This window comes from Pseudomonas sp. B21-023 (assembly GCF_024749165.1).
Taxonomy (GTDB): Bacteria; Pseudomonadota; Gammaproteobacteria; order Pseudomonadales; family Pseudomonadaceae; genus Aquipseudomonas.
Genome location: NZ_CP087190.1, coordinates 1,423,455 through 1,441,516, shown reverse-complemented (window position 1 = coordinate 1,441,516; position 18,062 = coordinate 1,423,455). Strand labels below are relative to the sequence as shown.

Genomic DNA, 18,062 nt, shown 5'->3' with positions numbered 1-18,062 from the left:
TACCCGCCATGAACAGACTCCCCACCTGCTGCGCCCCGCTCCAGCACCATTGGCCCCTGCCGCGCCCGGTCCCCGGCGCGGTGCTGGTCAGTTGTGCCTTCGACCCGGCCAAGCTCGCGCCCGATGACTACCAACGCGCCGGCATCGAACAGACCGCCAGCCTGCAACGCTCGGTGGCCAAGCGCCAGGCCGAGTACCTGGCCGGCCGAGTCTGCGCCCGTGCTGCCCTGCAACACCTGGATGGCCGCGACTACGCGCCCGCTGCCCACGAAGACCGCTCGCCAGTCTGGCCCGCCGGCATCCACGGCTCGATTACCCACGGCCAGGGCTGGGCCGCCGCCGTGGTGGCTACCGACGGCCAATGCCGCGGCCTGGGGCTGGACCAGGAAACCCTGCTCGGCGAAGACCGCGCCGAACGCCTGGCCGGGGAGATCCTCACCCCCGCGGAGCTGGAACGCCTGGACCGCAGCCAACAGGCCCTGGCCGTGACCCTGACCTTCTCGCTCAAGGAAAGCCTGTTCAAGACGCTCTACCCGCTGACGAAAAAGCGCTTCTATTTCGAGCATGCCGAACTGCTGGAATGGTCCAGCGACGGCCACGCCCGCCTGCGCTTGCTCACCGACCTGTCGGCCGAGTGGCGCCACGGTGTCGAACTCGATGGCCAGTTCTGCCTGCAGGACGGCCACCTGCTCAGCCTGATCAGCGTTTAATCGCGTGGCTGCTCCCGCGGCCAGCTCAGGCTGAAACACGCCCCGCCCAGCTGCTCGCTGTGCCCGACCAGGGCGCGGCCGCCATGCCAGTAGATGATCCGCCGCACGATCGACAGCCCCAGGCCATGCCCGCCCGAGGCCCGGGTGCGGCTGTCGTCGAGGCGGGTGAAGGGGGTGAAGATGCGGTGCCACACGCCCTCGGGAATCCCGGGGCCGTCGTCCTCCACATCGATGCGGCAACGCTGCTGTCCCAGGTGATAGCTCACGCGCACTTCGGATTCCGCATGGCGCATGGCATTGCGCACCAGGTTCTGCAGGGCCCGGTGCAGGTAGCGCGGCTCGGCCTCGACCCGGGCGTCGCCGCCGTCGAGCCCGTGGCATTCGCCGCGCACTACCCGCACCTCGGCGCGCAGAGGCGCCAGTTCCTCGATCACTCGCGCCAGCAGCTCGTCCAGGTCCACCACCTGGAAATGCAGGGCCGGCGCGCCCTGCTCCAGGCGGGCGTAGGTCAGCATTTCGTCGACCAGCTTGTCCAGGTCCTGGATATCGCCGTCCATCCCCGCCAGGTGCTTGGCCCGGGCAGCGTCGGTGCTGGCGCTCTCGATCATCTCCAGGCCGAAGCGCAGCCGCGCCACCGGCGTGCGCAACTCGTGGGACACCGCCCGCACCAGCTCGCGCTGCATGGTCAATGAACGTTGCAGATGCTCGGCCATGCCATTGAAGGCCTCGGCCAGGCGCCCCACCGAGTCGGCATCGCCGGCCGGCACCCGGGTATCGAGGCTGCCCTGGGCGATGCGCGTGGCCGCCACCTCCAGGCCCGACACACGCCGCTCCAGCTGGCGCACCAGCAGGTAGACCACCAGGCCGATCAGGCACAAGCCGAGAAAGGCGATCAGGATCAGCAACTGCGGCGGATAGGGGTTGAGCTGATACAGAGGGCCGATCTCCAGCACCCAGGGCGAGCCGGACAGCCCCGAGAACACGCGGATCGAATCGCCATCCCTGCCCAGGGCCATCACCGTGTCGCCCTCCTCCACCCGGCGACGCTGGTCGTCGTCCAGGGCGGCGCGCTCGATGCGCTGCAGGGCGATGTCGAAACCGAAGCCCTTGCTCTGGCGCAGCTGCGCCAGGCGCGCCTGCTGCTCGGTCACCGGGTAGCGCACCAGCTCGTCGGCCAACAGGTAAAGGGTGGCGCGGGCCAGCTGCTCGCTGATCTGCTTGACCTCGGCCACCAGCAGCAGATCCTCGTGGCCGACCCGGCGCAGCACCCGGGCAGCATGCGGGCCGGTTTTCTCCACCACCACCAGGTCGCGGTACAGGCGCGCCCGCTGCCCACCGTCGAGGGTGAACGCCGACAGCGGCTGCAGGTCCAGCGGCACGCCAAGCAGGCGCTCCCAGATCACCAGCGAACGGGTGCGCTCCACCGCGTTCTGCTGCGCCAGGTTGTCGGCCATCAGGCTGAAGGTGCCCTGGGCCAGGCGCTCGCGGTGCTGGCCGGCGCGGATCTCGTTGAGCAGGTGCAGGCTCAGCACACCGAGCACGGCCACCAGCACCAGCACCGCGAGCATACCGCCGTAGATACGCAGGAAGATCGAGTTCATGGCGCCTCGCCGACGAACAGGTAGCCCTTGCTGCGCAGGGTCTTGATCAGCCGCGGGGTGATCGGGTCGTCGCCGATCTTGGGGCGGATCTTGGAGATGCGCACATCGATGGAGCGGTCCTGGCCGTCGTAGCCGACGCCGCGCAGCGAGGTGAAGATCTCCTCGCGGGACAGCACGCGCCCGGCGTTGCTTGCCAGCAGCCAGAGCAGGTCGAATTCGGCGCCGGTCAGCTCGACCAACTGGCCATGCAGGCGCGCCTCGCGCTGGCGGCTGTCTATATGCAGGGGGCCGAAGGTCAGGTCCTGGCGGCGCTCCGGGGCGTCGCTGCGGCGCAGCAGGGCGTTGATACGCGCCAGCAGCACGCGCGGGCGCACCGGTTTGCATACGTAGTCGTCGGCGCCCAGGTCCAGGCCCTGGACCTGGTCGAGCTCGTCGCTGCGGGCGGTGAGCATGAGGATGGGGCCGGCGTACTGGCCGCGCACGCGGCGGCAGATGCTCAGGCCGTCTTCGCCGGGCAGCATCAGGTCGAGGATCACCAGGTCCGGCTGGCTGTCGATGATACGCCGCGCGGCGCGGCCACCGTCGCCCTCCACCGCCACTTCGAAGCCGTTGGCCTGGAGGTATTCGGCAGTCAGTTCGGCCAGGCGCTGGTCGTCCTCGACGATCAGGATGCGGTTGATTGGCTGGTCCATGGCCTCCCCCTTGTGTGCTGGTCTTTTATTGTTGTTTTGCGTTGTCCGCAGCGGCCTCATCGCCGGCAAGCCGGCTCCCACAAAAGCCGCGCCGTAGCTGTGGGAGCCGGCTTGCCGGCGATGAGGCCGGTGCAGGCAATGTAAATGCCTGATCCTACGGGTATTCCCTTTCACCAAAGCGCAACATCAGCCCCGGATACTACGTCCCGCCCCCACCCCTGCCAACTACCGCAAACAGCCCTCGACTGAACCGTTTTTTGTGATAGGGTGCGCGCCCGCAAAATTATGCGTCGGGGCGTAGCAGCCAGAAAAAATAGTGCAAACCTCTTGGGGCAAGGCCTACAGCGAATACCCACGGATGACTCACAAAGTACCCACAAGTTATCCACAGGCGCCGACCTTGCAAAGCCCCCTGGACCGCATTATCTTGTATCCCTATCGCAACGAACCACTAGATATTGGGTTTTGCGCAAAATCACAAACACAAGTCAACAGGCAAATTCAAGCGAATTTTCTGGCTGAACTTAAGGTGATTTCAACAGCCAAACCGCTCCTGCGGAGGGCGACCGAGGCAAGCCGCAGACGGCCTTGTTCGGGTATGAGTGTTGCAGGCAAGGCCCGCACTCATCAGCAACAGATTTTGGGTACGCCCAGAACCTTTGACTTCGGCCAGGGAGCGGCAGGTTACTGCCCCTAATTCCTGAGTCTGTCCCGAAGTCGGTAAGCCCGAGCGGGCGGATGCGTGTGCTTCACGCGCATCCCCGCCCGGGCCATCGAGCAAGTGGACGGAACGGTGGCGCCCGACAACGGCGCCTGAACAAACTAGAAACTGTGGAGACACCCACCCATGCAAACCGACACAACTCGCGAGAACCCGCAGGCCAAGGCGCCTCAGGCCGCCGATTCGAACCAGGATCTGGCCGCCACCGCCCCTGGCCAACTGCGCGTGATCAAGCGTAACGGCACTGTCGTCCCCTACACCGACGACAAGATCACCGTTGCCATCACCAAGGCGTTCCTCGCAGTTGAAGGCGGCACCGCCGCCGCCTCGTCGCGCATCCACGACACCGTCGCGCGCCTGACCGAGCAGGTCACCGCCACGTTCAAGCGTCGCATGCCATCGGGTGGCACCATCCACATCGAAGAAATCCAGGACCAGGTCGAACTGGCCCTGATGCGCGCCGGCGAGCAGAAAGTCGCCCGCGACTACGTGATCTACCGCGACCAGCGTGCAAAAGAGCGCGCCACCCGCAGCAACGCCGACGCCGTGGTCGAGCCGCACCCAAGCATCCGCATCACCCTGGCCGACGGCAGCCTGGCGCCGCTGGACATGGCGCGCCTGAACACCATCATCAGCGAAGCCTGCGAAGGCCTGGCCGAAGTCGATGGCGAGCTGATCCAGCGCGAAACCCTGAAGAACCTGTACGACGGCGTCGCCCTGAAAGACGTCAACACCGCCCTGGTGATGACCGCCCGTACCCTGGTCGAGCGTGAGCCGAACTACTCGTTCGTCACCGCCCGCCTGCTGATGGACACCCTGCGCGCCGAAGGCCTGGGCTTCCTGAACGTCGCCGACAGCGCCACCCACCACGAGATGGCCGACCTGTACGCCAAGGCCCTGCCGGCCTACGTCGAGAAAGGCGTCGAGTTCGAACTGCTCGACCCAGCCCTGAAAGGCTACGACCTGGAGCGCATGGGCAAGGCGATCAACCACGAGCGCGACCAGCAGTTCACCTACCTGGGCCTGCAGACCCTGTACGACCGCTACTTCATCCACAAGGATGGCGTGCGCTTCGAGCTGCCGCAGGTGTTCTTCATGCGCGTGGCCATGGGCCTGGCGCTGGAAGAGAAAGACAAAGAAGCCCGTGCGATCGAGTTCTACAACCTGTTGTCGTCCTTCGACTACATGGCCTCGACCCCGACCCTGTTCAATGCCGGCACCCTGCGCCCGCAGCTGTCGAGCTGCTACCTGACCACCGTGCCGGACGACCTGTCGGGCATCTACCACGCGATCCACGACAACGCCATGCTGTCGAAATTCGCCGGTGGCCTGGGCAACGACTGGACTCCGGTGCGTGCACTGGGCTCGTACATCAAGGGCACCAACGGCAAGTCGCAAGGCGTCGTGCCGTTCCTGAAAGTGGTCAACGACACCGCCGTCGCCGTGAACCAGGGTGGCAAGCGCAAGGGCGCCGTGTGTGCCTACCTGGAAACCTGGCACCTCGACATCGAAGAATTCATCGAGCTGCGCAAGAACACCGGTGATGACCGTCGTCGTACCCACGACATGAACACCGCCAACTGGATCCCTGACCTGTTCATGAAGCGCGTCTTCGATGACGGCAAGTGGACCCTGTTCTCGCCATCGGAAGTGCCTGATCTGCACGACCTGACCGGCAAGGCCTTCGAAGAGCGCTACGAGTACTACGAAGCCCTGACCGAGTACAACAAGATCAAGGTGTTCAAGACCATCCAGGCCAAAGACCTGTGGCGCAAGATGCTGTCGATGCTGTTCGAGACCGGCCACCCGTGGCTGACCTTCAAGGACCCGTGCAACCTGCGCAGCCCGCAGCAGCACGTGGGCGTGGTCCACAGCTCGAACCTGTGCACCGAGATCACCCTGAACACCAACAAGGATGAGATCGCGGTCTGCAACCTGGGCTCGATCAACCTGCCGAACCACATCGTCGATGGCAAGCTGGATACCGCCAAGCTGCAACGCACCGTGAACACCGCCGTGCGCATGCTCGACAACGTGATCGACATCAACTACTACTCGGTGCCGCAAGCGCGTAACTCGAACTTCAAGCACCGCCCTGTCGGCCTGGGCATCATGGGCTTCCAGGACGCGCTGTACCTGCAGCACATCCCGTACGGCTCCGATGCTGCCGTCGAGTTCGCCGACAAGTCGATGGAAGCGGTCAGCTACTACGCGATCCAGGCTTCCTGCGACCTGGCCGACGAGCGCGGCGCCTACGAGACCTTCCAGGGTTCGCTGTGGTCCAAGGGCATCCTGCCGCTGGACAGCCAGCAGATCCTGATCGAGGCCCGTGGCCAGAAGTACATCGACGTCGACCTGACCGAGAGCCTGGACTGGGCACCGGTGCGCGAGCGTGTACAAAAAGGTATTCGTAACTCGAACATCATGGCCATCGCGCCGACCGCGACCATCGCCAACATCACCGGCGTGTCGCAGTCCATCGAGCCGACCTACCAGAACCTGTACGTGAAATCGAACCTGTCGGGCGAGTTCACCGTGATCAACCCGTACCTGGTCCGCGACCTGAAGGCCCGCGGCCTGTGGGACTCGGTGATGATCAACGACCTGAAGTACTACGATGGTTCCGTGCAGCAGATCGAGCGTATCCCGCAAGAGCTGAAAGACCTGTACGCCACCGCGTTCGAAGTCGAGACCAAGTGGATCGTCGATGCAGCCTCCCGTCGCCAGAAGTGGATCGACCAGGCCCAGTCGCTGAACCTGTACATCGCCGGCGCTTCGGGCAAGAAGCTCGACGTGACCTACCGCATGGCCTGGTACCGTGGTCTGAAGACCACCTACTACCTCCGTGCCCTGGCCGCGACCAGCACCGAGAAGTCGACCATCAACACCGGCAAGCTCAACGCCGTGTCGAGCGGCGGCGACAGCGCCCCGGTCCAGGCCGCGGGCCCAGCCCCGGTACCGAAGGCCTGCGCCATCGACGAGCCGGATTGCGAAGCCTGCCAATAAGGGCTGCGCAGAGGCTACCCCCGGGTAGCCTCTTTTCTGCGCCACGGCGCAGAACCCTGTGGGAGCTGGCTTGCCAGCGATGAGGCCGGCACTGCCAGCACCTCCCCACAGCCAGACATAACAAGCCGGGGCCCAACGCCCCGGTCAGCCCTCCCCCGGGCATTCCAGATTTGCGTGCACCGCACCGCAACCAAGATCCACCGGCCATACTCATTGATGGCCCTCAAGCAGGAGATCTCACCATGCTGAGCTGGGACGAATTCGACAAAGAAGACGGCGAAGTCGCCGCCAAGGGCAACACCGCCGCACAGGCCGCTGCCACCACCACCCTCGACAAGCTCGACAGCGCCGGCGGTGCCGCCGCCCTGGAAGCCCGCGCCGCCACCGCCTCGGACTCCGACGCCGTCAAGCGCGCCAAGGCAGCCCTGGACGCCCTGGACATCGCCGAAGGCCTGGCCGAGCTGGAAGGTTCCTCGGCCCGCGTCGCCGTTGACGAAAAGCGCATGATCAACTGCCGCGCCGACCTCAACCAGCTGGTCCCGTTCAAGTACGACTGGGCCTGGCAGAAGTACCTCGACGGCTGCGCCAACCACTGGATGCCGCAAGAGGTCAACATGACCGCCGACATCGCCCTGTGGAAGAGCATGGACGGCCTGACCGAAGACGAGCGCCGCATCGTGATGCGCAACCTCGGCTTCTTCTCCACCGCCGACTCGCTGGTTGCCAACAACCTGGCCCTGGCCGTGTACCGCCTGATCACCAACCCCGAGTGCCGCCAGTACATCCTGCGCCAGGCCTTCGAAGAGGCGATCCACACCCACGCCTACCAGTACTGCATCGAGTCGCTGGGCATGGATGAAGGCGAGATCTTCAACATGTACCACGAGATCCCGTCGGTCGCTAAGAAGGCGGCCTGGGGCCTGAAGTACACCCGCGCCATCTCGGACCCGGAGTTCAACACCGGCACCGTCGAAACCGACAAAGAGCTGCTGCGCAACCTGATCGCCTACTACTGCGTATTGGAAGGCATCTTCTTCTACTGCGGCTTCACCCAGATCCTGTCCATGGGCCGCCGCAACAAGATGACCGGCGTCGCCGAGCAGTTCCAGTACATCCTGCGTGACGAATCCATGCACCTGAACTTCGGCATCGACGTGATCAACCAGATCAAGATCGAAAACCCGCACCTGTGGGATGCCGCGATGAAGGAAGAGGCTACCCAGATGATCCTGCAGGGTACCCAGCTGGAGATCGAATACGCCCGTGACACCATGCCACGCGGCGTGCTGGGCATGAACGCGGCGATGATGGAGGATTACCTCAAGTTCATTGCCAACCGTCGACTGACCCAGATTGGGTTGAAGGAAGAGTATCCGGGGACGACTAACCCGTTCCCTTGGATGAGCGAGATCATGGACTTGAAGAAGGAGAAGAACTTCTTTGAGACTCGGGTTATCGAGTATCAGACTGGTGGAGCGTTGAGCTGGGATTGATAAAAAAAGGGCTGCCAATGGCAGCCCTTTTACATCAAACGGCACTCAACTCCTCTTTCTCAAGATAAGCTAGGAATGCCATACCCTGAGATGTCACATACGACCTTCTATACTTAACACCCGCTACCTTTTCATTGTCTACCAAACCATGAATTTGCAACTTAGGACAAATATTAAAGTACAAGAATCTTCTATAATCTGTAATGCCAGATGCAGAATTCACAACACCACGCACCAACGCCTCTTTATTATAGTAAAAAATATTCAACAAATCCGTCTCTACATCTTCGCTCTGCTGATAAACTTTGGCCGGCACTGTAATTTTTATTTTACTTAAAACCGACCTTAAATCATCAAATTTTCTCGACCCTCCTTTTTCGATACTACGCTCCTTGCTTAGCTGCATCTCCAGCTCTTTGATACGTTCTCTCAGCGATTCGTTTTCAGAGGAGATATTTGTAATTTCACTAAGCAAAGGCTGTGTATCGATAACTTCCCCACCAGAGATCCACCCCTTAAGCTCACGCTTATTGGAGAAATCTGACATGCTCTCGTATACCGATAATTTGATATCCTTAGGATCTTCATAAAAAGAAGAAACCTTAGACAAAACTTTTGCGCGAAATAATTCTAACTCCTTAGGATTTTTACGCTCCATAAAATCTGGACCGCACGCCATAACTTTCGCGTCAAGTGCGGTTTCTTTTATGACGACGGAAAACATCGGTTTATTTTGAGAAACAGCATAATCAAATTCAAGCTCGGTGTAACTTAAATTTGTCGACTCCTCTACCGAGCCATATCGCCCACCCAGAATAAGCATATAAACATCTGACTCGTCAATCCAAGCAGTAATAGTATCCATCTGAGATTTATCACCAGCAGTAAACAATTCCATACCCGCCGGTATATGACCTGCTTTTAAAACCGCACTAACTGCAGCCTGTCGCTCTTCAATTAAGTCGGTATAAGTACTAGAGATAAACACCTGTAATTTTTTGCGCATACATCCTCTGTATCCATGACAAAAATTGACAATAGCTTTTGGCCACCATCCTGTCCAGCTATCCTAGTTTGTAATTTCATTCAATTTTGGGAAATCTCTTACGCAATTCAGGATTGACTGGCACATACAAGCAATATTGAATAGCTGGGCGCCTAAGAAACGCCTTACACAGCGGTCCACCCGCTCCCGACAGATGCGGCATTTTTGTGCCTGTGGTTTACTACTGCGCGCATGAAACACTCTGTTACGTCGGGAGTGGGCTAATACAAGACCTGCGAGGGGAATACGTCCGGCCTTCTGTGTAAGGTTTCTTAGCTCCCGACACCCAGCCCTAAGAAAGCTGTTCACAGACAGAGGTAAAGGAAATGCCTATCGAGACTAGCATTCGCAGGCCTTTCGCACATGCGTCCCGCCTGTTCCACTCCCTCAGGACCAAGGAGGCCAGCCATGACTGACCTCCACGACTCCACCCTCTTCACCCGCCACAACCGCCCGCTCCACACCCTCTGGCTCGAATCCCAAGCCTGGTTCTGCGCCCAAGAAATCGGCCGGATGACCGGGCGCTTCTTCGACGAACACTGCATTCGCAAGCTCGACCCGGACCAGCATCGCACCGTGCAGCTGCTGCGCTATGGCCAGTACGGCGAAACCACCATGGTCAGCGAGTCCGGGGCCTACACCCTGCTCGCCCATCATCACATCCCGGAAAACCGCCACCTGCGGCACTGGCTGACCCATGAGGTAGTGGCGGTGTTGCGCGATGGGCAGGACTCGGCGCTGGAAGACCTGCCGCGCCTGGGCAGGATGTGCTGGCCGGGTGGGCATACGGCGAGTCTGTTGTATTGGCAGAGTGAGCCTTGGGTAAGGATGCGGGATATGCCGGTGGTGATGGCGGCAGAAAGGCCCGTGGTTGTGCCCGAGCGGCGCAAGCTGAGCTGGAAGGAATGTGCGCAGCGGGCGTTGCGGTTGCATGGGGTGGGGGATTGAAGATCCCTGGGGCCGCTCTGCGGCCCTTCGCGGGTAAACCCGCTCCCACACACAGCGGTAATGGCAGAAGAAAGGGCTTGCCCTCGCCACAAAGGGCATCGATGTGCCGGACTGGAACAGGCCAGTCACGTGGTCGAGGGCAAGACCATTGATGAGTTTAGAGCGGATCATGAGTCTTGCGACATCGAAGGCATGCGCAACCGCAACGATCCGATGCAGAGCGATGCGCTCATAGTTTTTGCCAAGAAGACACCTCGCGCCCCTGTTTGGTAACGCTTGGCAGCGCTACAATGGCACGCATCGCGTATTCGCACCTGACTGGCCCAGGAGAACCCATGGCAACCGTTCAGAAAAAGCAGCTCAGCGACGCAGCCCTCGAAAATTTGGAAAGCCAGATTCCAGAAATGGCAGCTGCTGCGACGCGCCTTGCCTACTTCCGCGCTGTCGCAGCAGGGCACACCGTGGTCACCGTCGAACAGGATCGAATCGTAGCAACCCACGCTGACGGGCAGGTTGAGGTGTTGGTCGAATCCAGGCCACGTCGCAAGGTCCAGAAAGGCCAGGTCCTTACTGTTCGCAAGATCGATGGGCGCGCCTAAACTGCGGGTTTTTGCCGGGCCCAACGGCTCCGGCAAAAGCACCATCAAGGATCAGATCCCGGCAGGCCTGATAAATACCTACATCAATGCAGATGACTTGGAAAAAGCTGCGCGTGCAACCGGCTGCATCAATCTGGCCGAATTCGATATCAGCCCGCCCCTCCAGAAGCTGACTACCTTCCTGGCTAATCACCCCTTGCTGATCAAGGCGCAGCTACAGCACACCGTAGCGACAGTAGAGCTTAGTGGGCAGTGCATAGACCTTCGCGCTATCACCATGAACTCCTACTACGCCTCGGTCATTGCGGACTTCATCCGGCATGAACTACTCGAGCGTAGAGCCAGTTTCACCTTCGAGACCGTCATGTCGTCGGCCGAAAAGGTGAGGTTCATGAATGAGGCCCGACAACTGGGTTATCGAACCTACCTGTACTTCGTCGCAACCAACTCACCCCAGATCAATATCCTGAGGGTGGCTAACAGGGTCGAAGACGGCGGACACGACGTACCTAAGGACAAAATCGTCCAGCGCTACGCTCGTACCTTGGCACTGCTGCCAGAAGCCATTGCGGCCACCAACCGAGCCTACATTTTCGATAACACCGGTGACGAATCGATTTTTTTGGCTGAGATAACCGATGGCACGGCACTCGAATTCCATCAGGATGAAATGCCGGATTGGTTCCTGGATGCATATGTGAGCAAAGTACTGGAAGCATGAAGCCAGCGTAGTAATTGCCCCTTCAACCCATCCCGACTGTCGTGCGAGATTGGTTTAAGAATTCCTCTGCAAGGGAGGGGTTCTTCTTCCTGAATAGTCTGACAGTACCTTAAGACGCAGGGCAGATTTCGAAGGAAGATTTCTGATGACTGGGGCGTGGGAGCGGCGCTACAGGGGCTTACACCCCGCAGCCGGTGCCATCTTCGCGGGGCAAGCCTGCTCTCACGCCCTAATCAGCTCAGATTGGACTTAGTGAGCAACCTCCAACGGCATCCGGTACTCAATCACTCCCGGCTTCTCGGCAATCCAGTCATACAACCGCTGCGCCGTCTTGTTGGTCTCCTGGGTATGCCAGTACAACCGGTCGCACCGCTGCTGCCGGGCCTGGTCCTGGACGAACTCGATCAGCCGCTTGCCGATCATCCTCCCCCGCGCACTCGGCGACACGAACAGGTCTTCCAGGTAGCAGAAATCATTGCGCCCCCAGGTCGAGCGGTGGAACACGTAGTGAACGAAGCCGAAGATTTGCTCGCCGTCCGTGGCCACGGCGCAGTGCATGGGCTCGGCCGGGTCGAAGAAGCGCGCCCAGGTGCGCTCGGTGATGGCTGGGCCCAGGTCGACTTGATAGAAAGCCTGGTATTGCGCCCAGTATTCGGACCATGGCTGCAGGTCGGCTTGCTTCACTTGGCGTACGAAAACGGGCAGTTGGATGGTGGTCATTGTTCAAACCCCTTTTGGACAACACAGCTGAATGAGTGAGGGGGCCGGCCTGTCCGCAGCGCTTGCCTTCCTTGGTGATTGCTTGCGGACCTGGGTTTTATAGCGGATAAATGGCTGGTTTTTACCTGCCAATTATTCGGTAGTTACCAGACCATTTTTAGGGGCGTGATCCGGCCCCAGGATTGGCTGGCATCTGTCAAATCTACCCGCCAAGGACCCAGGTCAATGTTCAAACACGCCCAGCTGGAATCGGTAAAAGCCTGGCTAACGGATCCCGCCCATGGCGCACTGGCGCGGCACGTGCGCATCCAGCGGGCCATCCGCCAATTGATCCTTGAGGGTGCCCTGCCGGTCGGCAAGCCGCTGCCGGCATCGCGGTCGCTGGCCAGTTCGCTGGGGGTTTCAAGGGATACCGTGGAGTCGGCCTACAGCCAGTTGCACGCCGAGGGCTTTATCGAGCGGCGCGTGGGCAGCGGCAGCTTCGTGTCGCAACGGGCCCGCTGCCTGCCGTCGCGCAAGCGCCAGCGACCGGCACACAGCGAGGCCCCGGTGCAGTTGAGCCGCCGAGGTGAAGCGCTATTGCACAGCGGTGGCGTTCACAACTTCCAATCACCCCGCCCCTTCGCCCCGGGCGTGGCGGAAACCCGGCATTTCCCCCTGGCCGTCTGGGAGAAGCTGGAGCGGCAGGTGTACAAGGAATACGGCACCCGTGCCCTGGAACACAGCGAGCCACAGGGCATGCTCGCCTTGCGCAGCGCAATCGCCGACTACCTCAACCTCGAACGCGGCGCGCAGGCATCCGCCGACCGCATCCTGATCCTCACCAGCTCGCAGCAGGCCCTGGGCCTGTGCGCCCAGGTACTTATGGACACAGGCGACCGGGTACTGGTCGAGGACCCGCTGTACCAGGGCACCCGCAAGGCCATCAGCGCCGCCGGGCTGCAAGGCGTGCCGGTGCCGGTGGACGCGCACGGCTTGCAGGTGGATGGCATGGCCCAGCTAGCGCCGGATGCCCGGGCGCTGTTCCTCACGCCTTCGCACCAATACCCGACCGGCGCCACCCTGTCGCTGGACCGGCGCCTGCGGGCCATCGACTGGGCGCGCCAGCAGCAGGCGTGGATCATCGAGGACGACTACGACAGCGAATTCCACTACGCCGGCCGCCCCACCGCCTGCGTGCAGGGCCTGGATTCGCACGCGCGCACGCTGTACATCGGCACCTTCACCAAGTCGCTGGGCGCCGGGCTGCGCATCGGCTACCTGCTGCTGCCGCCCCAGCTCGTCACGCCGATGACCGCCGCGCGAACGCTGCAGGATGGCCACAACGCGTCCGTCGCCCAGCTGACCCTGGCCCGGTTCATGGAAGACGGCCACTTCAACGCCCATGTGCGGGCCATGCGCAGCCTCTATGCCGAGCGACGCGACGTACTGGCGGACCTGGTGCAGCGGCACCTGGGGGCGTTCCTGCGCCCGCAAGTGCCGGTGGGTGGGCTGCAGATGCCCTGCCATTTCGTTCAGGACTTGGCGGAAGACGCTGTGGTCAGGGCGGCACGCGGGGCGGGGATCGATCTGCTGGGGCTGGGCAGCTTGTATGCGCAGCCGAGGAACGATGCCGGCTTGCTGATGGGGTTTGCGGCACTGACGCCCGCAGAGATGAGGGAGGCGATGGTGAAACTGGAGAAGGTGCTGGCAGGTTTGGCCAGATAACCACGCTGCGTATAAGCAGTACGGTCAAAACCCGTGCGGAATGTAACCAGAATGCCCGATCCACCCAATGCCTCGAATTACAGGCATTAACGGCCAATATCGCAGTCAGTGCCCAGAAATCCAGGCATTGGCGTGAGAGGAGGTGCAAACAGGTGGCTCCAACGCCACAAGCCCTGGGTCTGTATTGAAAAACCCCCACCCCCTGTATCTATTGCCGTCTCTCCCTTCCCTCCACCATCCCTCCCACACTCCCCCGGATGGCTAAAGGAACCCGCATCATGGCTGCCCTGCTGCTGCAAATGTCCCCCATAGGCCTGGTGATCACCCTGATCCTGCTGCTGCGCCGCCCCCCGTGCAGGCCGCGCTGGCCGGCGTGGCCGGTGTCCTGCTGCTGTGGGGCCTGGGCGTCGCGCAGCCGCTGTCGACCGCGGTGTCCGGCGCGATCCTGCAAGACACGCTGATCCTGTTTCTCAGCACCGCCGGCGTGATCGTCCCGGGCCTGGCCTTTGCCATTCTGGTCGAGCGCGCCGGCGCCCCGCAGGCTATCGGGGCCTGGGTACGGGAGCTGGGCTGGACGCCACCGATGCAGGTGATCTTCATCGTCCTGGGCCTGGCGCCGCTGCTGGAAGCGATGACCGGGTTCGGGGTGTCGCTGATCGCTACCGTGCCATTGCTGATGGGGCTGTTTTCGCGCCAGACGGGCATGAAGATGGCGTTGGCGGGGATGGCGGTGATGCCGTGGGGCACCCTTGGGCTGGCCACGGTGATCGGCGCGCTGCTGGCCCATGTACCGGCGCAGGAACTGGGCAGCCATTCGGCGCTGGTCAGCGCACCGGTGTTTCTCTGCCTGGCCGCCGTGGCACTGGCCTTGGCGGGGATCCGCCGCCTCAAGGCATGGCTAGGGCTGGCGGCGATCTCGCTGCTGTTCAGCACAGTGCTGTATACGGCCAACCGCTGGATCGGGCCCGAGGCGTCGGGGGTGCTGGCCGGGCTGGCGGTGGCCTGCACGGGCCTGGCGCTGTCCTGGGCGCGGCGAGGAACCTTGGTGCACTGGCCACGGGCAGCGTGGCCGTACCTGGCGTTGCTGGGGGTGATCGTCGCCTCGCGTGGGCTGTTCCTGGTCTCGGGCTGGGACGGCGGGTGGGTGGTGCACGGCGCCAATGTGGCGTGGAAGCCACTGGCCTCGCCGGGGCTGGCGCTGCTGCTGGTGGTGCTGGCGATGGCCGCACGCCAGGGCGGCGGCTTCCCGTGGCGGGCACTGTTCACCCGCGCACGGTTTCCGGTGGCGACGATCTTCCTGTTCCTGCTGCTCTCCCAGGTGATGGTCAAGGCGGGCTTCCTGGTCGAGGCGCAACGGGCCTTGCAGTCGCTGTCCGGCGTATCGCTGGCCGCGACGGTGTCGTTGCTGGCAGGGCTGGCCGGCTATGTCACCAGTTCCAATGTCGGCGGTACCACCTTGGTGATGCCCGCCATCGCGGCATTGTCCGACAGCCATGGTGCGTGGCTGGCCGCCATGGCCAACAGTGCCGCCGGGCACGGCGCGCTGGGCTCGTTGTCGATCCTGGCGCTGATCATCGGGCTGGCCGGTGCCAACCGCGACGAGGAGCACGGGCTGATCCGCTTCGGTTTTGCCCTGGTCGTGCTGAACATTGTCATCGTGGCTGCAACCGGCGTGGTTTTGCTCTACCTTTCGGGGGCCTGAACCTGACGCCACAAAGAGCCCCCATGGACCGCATTCCCAAGCCCGACAAGCGCTGGCACACCGTCAACGCCTGGCTGCTGCGCCAGATCGACAGCGGTGAATGGCCCAGCGGCATGCAATTGCCCTCGGTGCGCGAGCTGGCGCGGCTGTTCGACAGCAGCATCGCCACCGTGCAACGGGCCCTGGCGGAGCTGGAGGCCAATGCCTATGTGCAGGCCAGGCCACGGGTAGGCTATTTCGTCGCCAAGGGCACGGCCCAGGTGCAGGGGTTCGACCTGGCCAGCGTCACCGTCAACGTCGACCACGCGGTGGTCGCCATGCTCGCCCAGGCGGCCAGCAACACCACGCTTTCGCTGAGCTCGGCAGTGCTGCATGACGAACTTGCCCCCCAGGTGCTGCTGAGCAGATGCCTGGCATCACTGGCGAGCAAGGCTGATCTGGCGCTGGCCGGGCTGATCGCGCCACCCGGCCTGGCCTCGCTGCGCCGGCGTATCGCCGGGCTGATGCTGCAACGCGGCGTGGCCTGCGGGCCGGACGATATCCTGGTGACCTCAGGCGACACCGTGGCGCTGGAACTGGCCCTCGAAGCCGTCGCCCGGCCGGGCGCCACGGTGGCCATCGAGACACCCACCTACTACGGCATCCTGCAGACCATCGAACGCCTGGGGATGCGCGCCCTGCCCATTCGCACCCACGCCGACAGCGGCATGGACCTCGAGCACCTGGAGTGGGCCCTGAAGCGCGGGAAGGTCGATGTGGTGTTCCTCAACCCGACGCTGCAGAACCCCCGGGGCTTCATCATGCCCGACACGGCGCGAGCACGGCTCTCACAGCTGGCGCAGGCGGCGGATGTGCCGATCATCGAGGACGACATCTTCTTCGACCTGGTGGACGAGGCGCAGCGCCCCAGGGCGATCAAGCACTACGACGTGACCGGGCAGACGATCTATTGCTCGTCGTTCTCCAAGACCGTGGCGCCGGGATACCGGGTGGGCTGGTGCGTGGCCGGACGGTACCGGGAGGCGATCCTGGCCCAGATGTTTTCGCGCAACCTGGCGGTATCGAGCCTGGCGCAGCGGGTGCTGGATGAATTCATCGGGCGGGGGTACATGGACGAGCACTGCGCGAAACTGCGTGGGCGGCTGGCGGCGCAGGCCGGAGTGGTGGAGACGCTGGTGCGCTCGGTATTTCCGGCGGGGACGCGCTATGTGGCGCCTCGGGGCGGCTTCATCCACTGGGTCGAATTACCGGGAGGGACAGACATGCTGGCGCTGCAACGGCTTGCCGCGGAGCGTGGCTGCAATGTGGGCGCCAGCGGGATGTTCTTTGCCGATGGGGAATGTGGCACTGGGTTGCGGGTGTGCCTGGGGCGGGTGATTACGCCGCAGGTGATGGGCGGGTTGAGGGTGCTGGCGGAGTGCGCTGGCCTTTCAAGGCCTTGATTGAGCTTGAGGTACTTGGGGCCGCTGCGCAGCAGCCCCAGGTTCCGGAATCACGCCAGATGCGCCTGGCTACGCAAGTGCTCAGCCAACATATCGATAAAGGTCCGCACCTTGGTCGAACCATATTTGCTCTCGCGATGCAGGATATGGATCGGCCACGGCGCCTCCTCGTATTCGGCCAGAATCACCTGCAAGCGCCCGGCCGCCACTTCGTCCGCCACCTGGTACGACAGCAGCCGGGCGATCCCCAGCCCGGCACTGGCCGCGGCGATGGCGGCGTCGTTGCTGGTCACGGTCAGGCGCGGCTTCATGCGAATCAGCGTCGGGTCGTCGATGGCGCCGAAGCGCCAGTCCGTGCGAGGTGACAGCGTCCCGGCGGCAATGACCTCGTGCTTCTGCAACTCCGAGGGATGGCGCGGCGTGCCATGGCGTTCCAGGTATTCGGGCGAGGCACACAGCAGCCGGCGCATCTTGCCCACCCGCAGCGCCTTGAGGCCCGAGTCGGGCAACTGGCCGATGCGCACGGCCACGTCCATGCCCTCCTCCACCAGGTTCACCACGCGGTCGAGGAAGAACGCCGAGACGTCCACCTCGGGGTACTGCTGCAGGTAGCGCACGATGCAGGGCATGACGAACTTCTTGCCGAACAGGATCGGCGCGGTCACCGCCAGGTCGCCCTTGGGCGCGGCGTTGATGCCGGCGGCGGCTTCGTTGGCTTCGATAATGCTGGCGAGGATGTGCCGGGTGTCTTCCAGATAGCGCCCGCCGGCCTCGGTCAGGCGCACGCTGCGGGTGGTGCGCAGCAGCAGCTTGACCCCGAGCTGTTCCTCCAGGGCGCTGACGGCGCGGGTCACCGCCGCCGGCGAGATGGCCAGGCGGCGAGCGGCGGCGGCGAAACTTTCCAGCTCGCCCACGGCCACGAACACTTTCATCAGGTGGATCTGGTCCATGCCGC

Annotated in this window: 13 protein-coding genes and 1 pseudogene; 9 read left to right on the top strand and 5 right to left on the bottom strand. The window is 62.8% G+C overall.

Annotation, left to right across the window (positions count from 1 at the left end; genetic code table 11):
* Window positions 1-8 precede the first annotated feature (8 nt).
* The gene (locus LOY42_RS06525; protein WP_258600062.1) at window positions 9-710 is read left to right on the top strand and encodes a 4'-phosphopantetheinyl transferase; all 702 of its coding nucleotides are present in this window, start codon (window positions 9-11) and stop codon (window positions 708-710) included.
* On the opposite strand, the gene LOY42_RS06520 is transcribed toward LOY42_RS06525, so the two are convergent.
* Together LOY42_RS06520 and LOY42_RS06515 are read right to left on the bottom strand one after the other, a co-directional pair.
* Window positions 707-2,311, bottom strand: a complete 1,605-nt coding sequence (locus LOY42_RS06520; protein WP_102683605.1) for an ATP-binding protein — start codon at window positions 2,309-2,311, stop codon at window positions 707-709. The genes LOY42_RS06525 and LOY42_RS06520 overlap by 4 nt on opposite strands.
* Entirely contained in the window at window positions 2,308-3,003 is a 696-nt protein-coding gene (locus tag LOY42_RS06515; RefSeq protein WP_102683604.1) for a response regulator transcription factor, read from the bottom strand. The genes LOY42_RS06520 and LOY42_RS06515 overlap by 4 nt, the downstream gene beginning before the upstream one ends.
* A gap of 847 nt (window positions 3,004-3,850) precedes the next feature.
* Here LOY42_RS06515 and LOY42_RS06510 point away from each other — a divergent pair.
* Both LOY42_RS06510 and LOY42_RS06505 read left to right on the top strand, forming a co-directional pair.
* Window positions 3,851-6,730 carry a ribonucleoside-diphosphate reductase subunit alpha gene (locus tag LOY42_RS06510; RefSeq protein ID WP_139673606.1) on the top strand — a complete coding sequence of 960 codons (2,880 nt, stop codon included), beginning with the start codon at window positions 3,851-3,853 and terminating at the stop codon, window positions 6,728-6,730.
* Window positions 6,731-6,972: 242 nt separating this feature from the next.
* Window positions 6,973-8,223 (top strand): ribonucleotide-diphosphate reductase subunit beta, encoded by a 1,251-nt coding sequence (locus LOY42_RS06505; protein WP_084941718.1) that lies wholly within the window; start codon window positions 6,973-6,975, stop codon window positions 8,221-8,223.
* A gap of 34 nt (window positions 8,224-8,257) precedes the next feature.
* Here the strand turns inward: LOY42_RS06505 and LOY42_RS06500 are convergent, their stop codons facing one another.
* On the bottom strand, window positions 8,258-9,229 hold the full coding sequence (locus tag LOY42_RS06500; protein WP_258600061.1) for a DUF4062 domain-containing protein: 972 nt from the start codon (window positions 9,227-9,229) through the stop codon (window positions 8,258-8,260).
* 447 nt (window positions 9,230-9,676) lie between these two features.
* Here LOY42_RS06500 and LOY42_RS06495 point away from each other — a divergent pair, with 447 nt between their 5' ends.
* The 3 genes from LOY42_RS06495 (at window position 9,677) to LOY42_RS06485 (ending at window position 11,536) form a co-directional block, all read left to right on the top strand.
* Window positions 9,677-10,216 carry a Bro-N domain-containing protein gene (locus tag LOY42_RS06495; RefSeq protein ID WP_258600059.1) on the top strand — a complete coding sequence of 180 codons (540 nt, stop codon included), beginning with the start codon at window positions 9,677-9,679 and terminating at the stop codon, window positions 10,214-10,216.
* A gap of 335 nt (window positions 10,217-10,551) precedes the next feature.
* Window positions 10,552-10,815, top strand: coding sequence for a hypothetical protein (locus LOY42_RS06490; RefSeq protein ID WP_110701203.1), 264 nt, complete (start codon window positions 10,552-10,554; stop codon window positions 10,813-10,815).
* A complete protein-coding gene (locus LOY42_RS06485) occupies window positions 10,802-11,536 on the top strand; it encodes a zeta toxin family protein (RefSeq protein WP_198755687.1) in 735 nt (244 codons plus the stop codon). The genes LOY42_RS06490 and LOY42_RS06485 overlap by 14 nt, the downstream gene beginning before the upstream one ends.
* 249 nt (window positions 11,537-11,785) lie before the next feature.
* On the opposite strand, the gene LOY42_RS06480 is transcribed toward LOY42_RS06485, so the two are convergent.
* Window positions 11,786-12,256, bottom strand: a complete 471-nt coding sequence (locus tag LOY42_RS06480; RefSeq protein ID WP_258600057.1) for a GNAT family N-acetyltransferase — start codon at window positions 12,254-12,256, stop codon at window positions 11,786-11,788.
* Window positions 12,257-12,481: 225 nt separating this feature from the next.
* On the opposite strand from LOY42_RS06480, the gene LOY42_RS06475 reads away from it, so the two are divergent.
* From LOY42_RS06475 to LOY42_RS06465, 3 genes and pseudogenes are all read left to right on the top strand, one after another.
* Window positions 12,482-13,963 (top strand): PLP-dependent aminotransferase family protein, encoded by a 1,482-nt coding sequence (locus LOY42_RS06475; RefSeq protein ID WP_258600054.1) that lies wholly within the window; start codon window positions 12,482-12,484, stop codon window positions 13,961-13,963.
* 278 nt (window positions 13,964-14,241) lie between these two features.
* Window positions 14,242-15,665: pseudogene (locus tag LOY42_RS06470) on the top strand (transporter).
* A 23-nt stretch (window positions 15,666-15,688) separates the two neighbouring features.
* A complete protein-coding gene (locus tag LOY42_RS06465) occupies window positions 15,689-17,107 on the top strand; it encodes a PLP-dependent aminotransferase family protein (RefSeq protein ID WP_258600052.1) in 1,419 nt (472 codons plus the stop codon).
* A 50-nt stretch (window positions 17,108-17,157) separates the two neighbouring features.
* Here LOY42_RS06465 and LOY42_RS06460 read toward each other — a convergent pair whose 3' ends face one another.
* Complete coding sequence (locus LOY42_RS06460) at window positions 17,158-18,057, bottom strand: LysR family transcriptional regulator (RefSeq protein WP_111532573.1); 900 nt, start codon at window positions 18,055-18,057, stop codon at window positions 17,158-17,160.
* Window positions 18,058-18,062 lie beyond the last annotated feature (5 nt).